The organism is Microcoleus sp. BROC3 (assembly GCF_036702515.1).
Classification (GTDB): Bacteria; Cyanobacteriota; Cyanobacteriia; order Cyanobacteriales; family Microcoleaceae; genus Microcoleus.
On record NZ_JAUBTQ010000145.1, the window covers coordinates 1 to 2,860 of the forward strand.

Below are 2,860 nucleotides of genomic sequence, written 5' to 3' on the forward strand. Positions count from 1 at the left end.
TATACGGTCAAAGCATTTGGCAATATCAGCATCCAGCACATATTTGGCTTTTTGTCTAATACTGAGATATATTGCTCCTATCGCATCGTGACATGAGCGCCCTGGTCGAAAACCGTAAGAGTTTGGCTCAAACTTTGCCTCCCATTCCGGCTCTAACGCTAGCTTGACTAACGCTTGCAAAGCGCGGTCGTTAATTGTGGGGATTCCTAATGGTCTAGTTTCATTTGTTCCGGGTTTGGGAATATTAACCCTACGGGTGGGTTTAGCCTTTCCGGTTAACTTTAACTTGCCTACCAGGTTCATACGATGTTTTGGGGTTAGTGTTTTTACACCATCCACACCTGCCGTATTTTGTTAACCTAAGCAGGCAGGTCGCCCTACCTGCTCGGCTCCAGAACCGAACGTGAATATCGCTATTCATTCGGCTCCTGAGTGTGTGACTGTCACCTTTGCTTGTGACATCTCCAATAAGGGAAAACTCCCTCAGCGCGGTTCTGTTTCAGATTGCCCGTGAATTTGGTCGTGACAATGCAGGTGGACTAATATCAGGTTTTTGTCGGCATTATTTCCACCCTTGGCTCTAGGCTTTAGGTGGTGTTTTTCGATTGAATCACCTGGGTTAAAGTTCAGTCCACATTGGGCGCATCTACCTTTCTGCCGCTTGAGCAGTCTTGCTTTCTGCGGTTCTAGGTATTTGTAATTTTCGCCCATTCTGGCGCTCCAATAAATCGAGTCTCCATCGTAGGGGCTGCGTGTTCCTTGTACCTTTGTCCATCTCAAACCCGCAGGAAATGCGGCATGGAGTAGGAGGTTGAAGGAATCCTGCTCTTTCCTCGAGCTTGCAAAGACCCAATTGTTATTACCGATGGTTCGCCAATATTTTCTGGCAACCCACTTTTTCCCTTTGTTAGGGTGACGGCGTTTCCCCCATCGATACAGTCTGCTCCAGAGTAGGTGGTCGAGTTTATTGAACGTTTCCTTTGAGTTCCAAGGAGATTGGTAGTGACACCATCCTCTAATGATTGGATTGAGGAAACTGATTAGAGCAGCTTGACTACTGCTGTTATTCTCCTCGACGTACTTATCGAGCTTTCTGTAATGAGCTTGAAGCTTTTCGTTGGAGGGTTTTACGATGGTTTTGAAACCCAACTTTTTACCTTTCGATGTTTCACCTGAATGGTGTTTCCCTACTGGGTATTGGCGAAGGGAAAATCCTAGAAAATTAAATCCCGGCTTTTCTCCACCATGTTCTTCTAGTGTATGTACTAGCCGAGTTTTTTCGGGTTTCAACTCAAGCCCCAATTCGCTTAACCATTCTGATAGAATTTGCTGACATTGTTGTACCACGGCAAGTTCTTCGCATATTACAACTAAGTCATCCGCGTAGCGTATAAGCGTAGGAGCTTTCACTTCCTTTCCAAATAACCTTTTGGTATTTCGGATTCTGTTTGCTTTATCGCTGGGAAACTGTGCCTCTATGCGTTGTTGCATACCGTGGAGCGCGATGTTCGTTAAAAGTGGTGAGATACTACCACCTTGCGGAACACCCAGAGAGTGTCTCTTGAAATCCCTTCCTCTGTGCCCATCTGCTGAAGTCGATTACTCCCGCTTTGAGCCACGCTTTGATTTGACGCTCGAAGATGGGAAAGGTATTAAGTTTTTCTAACAGTTTGGTATGGTTTATTTTGTCAAAACACCGACAGATGTCTGCATCCAAAACATACTTCGGTTTTTGGGCGATGTACGTTCGGATTGCTTCAACTGCGTCATGACAAGATCTGCCAGGTCTAAAGCCGTATGATTCCGATTCAAAACGTGCTTCCCATTCTGGTTCTAACGCCAGCTTGATTAGCGTTTGTTTTGCTCTTTCCTCAATTGTTGGGATTCCGAGTCCTCGTTTTTCCGGCTTTCCGGGTTTAGGAATCCAAACCCTTCGAGTTGGTGCTGATTTCCCGTTTACTTTCAGGTTTTTTGCCAGTTCTAATCGTGCTGGAGGTTTTAAGGATTTTATCCCGTCAACTCCCGCCGTAACCCGACCTTTATTGTCCTGTGTAACCCGTCGCACGGCAATTAGTTTTGCAGACCAGGACTGAGCTAGACTCTTTTGGAGCCGCCTAACTGTTTGAACATCTCCACGTTGTGAAGCGCGATAAATCCGCTTTTGGAGCTTGAAAACTGCAAACTCAGCTTTCCGCCAGTTCACATTTTTCCATTCCACTTGTGATGTAATCTCCGTTTTGGACATCTTCACTCGAACTAAAGCGAACGTATCTTTCACACAGCAGTGAGTCTGTCAGCATATCTTCTCCATTACAGAGGGGCGTTGGCTTCTGACCCAATCCTTCCAAAGGTGGCTTACGCTAGCTACTACTCCAGAGTTTGACCAATTCTGGAGAGCCGTTCCCCTGGTTTAACTCGTTCCGAGTTTCCGTTGGTACTGGTTGTAGAACCTCTCAATCCGCCGGGTTTTGGTAAGTGCCGATAGTCAGTAGGGCAAGCTGCTATCTACCGTTCCCGTGAGCCTCGGAGCGCTCCCTGCGTATTAGCCTTATTCCGCAAGTTGACAATGACGACGGTTTGTACAAGAGTTCGCTTTCGCTGTTCTGCCCCAGATGCTCCCGGTTTCACTACATTTCAGGCTCGTAGCCGATCCGGTTTTCACCCCGCTTCAGTTCTGGCGGTGCTACCCTCTCCATAGCTGGGGGTGATGCTGTTTCCTGGACACTTACAGAAGGAGGACTTTCACCTCCACGGAAACTAAGTTATCTCGGTTTCGAGTGTTGCCACCCTTCCCTATTGACCTGCTTTCAGCAGGTGTGACGCTTTCGGATTTCTCCTTGGCGCGTCAACAAGCCGCACT

The 2,860-nt window shown here is 47.1% G+C and carries 2 protein-coding genes and 1 pseudogene; all 3 read right to left on the bottom strand.

The annotated features are described in order from the left end of the window. A pseudogene (locus QUB30_RS33215) lies at window positions 1–354 on the bottom strand (reverse transcriptase domain-containing protein); the annotation flags it as partial. Between the two features lie 129 nt (window positions 355–483). Continuing rightward, on the bottom strand, window positions 484–1,551 hold the full coding sequence (locus QUB30_RS33220; protein ID WP_333342541.1) for a group II intron maturase-specific domain-containing protein: 1,068 nt from the start codon (window positions 1,549–1,551) through the stop codon (window positions 484–486). Next, entirely contained in the window at window positions 1,529–2,245 is a 717-nt protein-coding gene (locus tag QUB30_RS33225; RefSeq protein WP_333342539.1) for a reverse transcriptase N-terminal domain-containing protein, read from the bottom strand. Before QUB30_RS33225 ends, QUB30_RS33220 begins: the two co-directional genes overlap by 23 nt. Window positions 2,246–2,860 lie beyond the last annotated feature (615 nt).